Source organism: Streptomyces sp. (assembly GCF_031178505.1).
In the GTDB taxonomy this organism is placed as follows: Bacteria; Actinomycetota; Actinomycetes; order Streptomycetales; family Streptomycetaceae; genus Streptomyces; species Streptomyces gulbargensis.
Genome location: NZ_JAPSIW010000808.1, coordinates 1 through 3,054, shown reverse-complemented (window position 1 = coordinate 3,054; position 3,054 = coordinate 1). Strand labels below are relative to the sequence as shown.

General features: G+C 68.8%; 3 protein-coding genes and 1 pseudogene. All 4 read left to right on the top strand.

The window, feature by feature from the left end:
- Positions 1 to 165, top strand: a pseudogene (locus RIF68_RS32695) (amino acid ABC transporter ATP-binding protein); the annotation flags it as partial.
- Positions 166 to 218: 53 nt separating this feature from the next.
- Complete coding sequence (locus RIF68_RS32690; RefSeq protein ID WP_309054988.1) at positions 219 to 1,040, top strand: glutamate ABC transporter substrate-binding protein; 822 nt, start codon at positions 219 to 221, stop codon at positions 1,038 to 1,040.
- 156 nt (positions 1,041 to 1,196) lie between these two features.
- Positions 1,197 to 1,871 carry an amino acid ABC transporter permease gene (locus RIF68_RS32685; RefSeq protein WP_309054986.1) on the top strand — a complete coding sequence of 225 codons (675 nt, stop codon included), beginning with the start codon at positions 1,197 to 1,199 and terminating at the stop codon, positions 1,869 to 1,871.
- Positions 1,868 to 2,758, top strand: a complete 891-nt coding sequence (locus RIF68_RS32680; RefSeq protein WP_309054984.1) for an amino acid ABC transporter permease — start codon at positions 1,868 to 1,870, stop codon at positions 2,756 to 2,758. The genes RIF68_RS32685 and RIF68_RS32680 overlap by 4 nt, the downstream gene beginning before the upstream one ends.
- Positions 2,759 to 3,054: the final 296 nt, after the last annotated feature.

Below are 3,054 nucleotides of genomic sequence, written 5' to 3'. Positions count from 1 at the left end.
ATGGTGGTGGTCACGCACGAGATGGGCTTCGCCCGCTCCGCGGCCAACCGGGTCGTGTTCATGGCCGACGGCCGGATCGTCGAGCAGGCGACGCCCGACGAGTTCTTCAGCAATCCGCGCAGCGATCGCGCCAAGGACTTCCTGTCCAAGATCCTTCACCACTGAGTGAGTTCGGGCCTATTCTTCCCAACTCAACGCTACTCAAGGGACGTTCCTCCATGAAGCTCCGCAAGATCTCCGCCGCAGCCTCGGCCGCCGTCGTCCTCGCGCTCACCGCCACCGCCTGCGGCTCCGGTTCCGACTCCGGCAGCAACGGCGACAAGATCAACATCGGCATCAAGTTCGACCAGCCCGGCATGGGCCTGAAGACGCCGGACGGCACGTACACCGGCTTCGACGTGGACGTGGCCCGCTACGTCGCCAAGGAGCTCGGTTACCCCGAGGACAAGATCAACTGGAAGCAGGCGCCTTCCGCCGAGCGCGAGAACATGATCAAGAACGGCGACGTGAAGTACATCGTCGGCACGTACTCGATCACCGAGAAGCGCCTCAAGGAGGTCGACTTCGCCGGCCCGTACTTCGTGGCCCACCAGGACCTGCTGGTGCGCGCCGACGACAACTCGATCACCAAGGTCGAGGACCTCAACTCCAAGAAGCTCTGCTCGGTCGCCGGTTCGACCTCCGCCCAGAACGTCCGGGACAAGCTCGCCCCGAAGGCCGACCTCCGTCAGCTCGGCGGCTACTCCGAGTGCCTGACCGGCCTGGAGAACAAGTCCGTCGACGCGCTGACCACGGACGCCACCATCCTCGCCGGTTACGCCGCGCAGAAGGAGCACCAGGGCAAGTTCAAGCTGGCCGGCCTCAGCCTCAGCGACGAGAAGTACGGCATCGGCCTGAAGAAGGGCGACGCCGACCTCAAGGGCAAGATCAACAAGGCCCTGGAGAAGATGATCTCGGACGGCACCTGGGACAAGCTCGTCAAGCAGCACTTCGGTCCCTCGGGCTACAAGAACGACCCGGCGCCGAAGATCGCGGGCTGACCGACGACCCGCGCGGCGGAGCACGGCCGGACCGGCCCTGCTCCGTCCCGGCCCTGACGGCCGCCCCCGGGCGGGGCGGCCCTCGGGGCACCACCGGCCACCGCCCACGCGGCGGCCTTCCCACCGACCGACCACCAGGGGAGAGCGCGGGGCATCGTGTTCGACTTTCTTGATTCCGGGCAGTACGACCTGCTCGGCGCCTTCTGGGTGACGGCGCAGCTCGCCCTGTACTCGGCGATCGGCTCGCTGATCTGGGGCACCGCCCTGGCCGCGATGCGAGTCAGCCCGGTCCCGCTGATGCGCACCTTCGGCACCACGTACGTCAACCTCGTCCGCAACACCCCGCTGACCGTGGTGATCGTGGCCTGTTCCTTCGGTCTCGACCAGACCCTCGGGATCACGCTCGGGGCGGACAGTTCCGAGGACATCGGCTTCCGTCTGGCCATCCTGGGGCTCGTCGCGTACACCGGCACCTTCGTCTGCGAGGCGCTGCGCTCCGGCATCAACACCGTGCCCACCGGGCAGGCCGAGGCGGGCCGCGCGCTGGGGCTGAGCTTCACGCAGGTGCTGACCCTGGTGGTGCTCCCGCAGGCCTTCCGGGCGGCGGTGACGCCGCTCGCCAACGTCCTGATCGCCCTGACCAAGAACACCACGGTGGCGGCGGCGATCGGCGCCGCCGAGGCGGCGCTCCTGATGAAGGACATGATCGAGAACGAGGCCGACGCCCTCTTCGTGGTCTTCGCCCTCTTCGCCTTCGGCTTCATGGTCCTCACCCTCCCCACCGGCCTCTTCCTGGGCTGGGCGGCCAAGCGACTGGCGGTGAAGCGATGAGCTCCGTCCTCTACGACAATCCCGGCCCGCGTGCCAGGCGGCGCAACGTCCTCTACACGGTCGCCTTCCTCGCGGTGCTCGCCCTGGTGGCCTGGTGGGTCCTCACGGCCCTCAACGACAAGGGCCAGCTCGACGCCGCCAAGTGGAGCCCGTTCGTCACCGACCCGCAGGTCTGGACGACGTACCTGCTGCCCGGTCTGACCGAGACCCTCAAGGCCGCCGCGCTGGCCATCCTGATCGCGCTGCCCCTGGGCGCGGCCCTGGGCATCGGCCGGCTCTCCGACCACGCGTGGGTGCGGGTCCCCGTCGGGGCGATCGTCGAGTTCTTCCGCGCCATCCCGGTCCTGATCCTGATGATCTTCGCGAGCCAGATCTACGCGAAGTTCACCACCGTCAGCTCGGACTTCCGCCCGCTGTACGCCGTCGTCACCGGCCTGGTGCTCTACAACGCCTCGGTGATCGCCGAGGTCGTCCGGGCCGGCGTGCTCTCGCTGCCCCGGGGCCAGAGCGACGCGGCCGTGGCGCTCGGCATGCGCAAGGGCCAGAGCATGCTGTACGTCCTGCTGCCGCAGGCGGTGACCGTCATGCTGCCGGCCCTCGTCAGCCAGCTCGTGGTCATCGTCAAGGACACGGCACTCGGCGGCGCGGTGCTCGGCTTCGGCGAGCTGCTGAGCCAGAACCGGCAGATCACGGCCAACTACGGCGCCAACACGATCGCCACGTTCACCGTCATCGCCCTCGTCTACATCGCCCTCAACGCCGTCATCACCAACCTCGCGAGCCGGCTGGAGAAGCGTCTGCGGCAGGGCCGCAAGACCTCGGCCGTGAAGGAGAACTCCCCGGCCGAGACCACCGAGACGCCGGCGGGAGCCGTCAGCGGCGCCTGACCCGCACCTGACCCGAATGCGGCTCCCGGCGCCTCCGGGACGGTCCACCTGACAGCCGGGGTGGGCGTGGCGCGGCACTGACCTCACGTCAGCCGCACCACGCCCACCCCGTCACTTGACGCGAAACCCTCCGGTGGGTTGCATACGGTCTGTGATCAAGCACCGGGCCCGTGCCACACTCAGCTGTGCTGCCCCCATGACCGTCCGGCCTTCAGGAGCCGTGCCGTGGACCCGGTGATCGTCGTGGGCGCGGGGCCGGTCGGTCTCGCGCTCTCCCTCGCCCTCGCGGCGCAGGG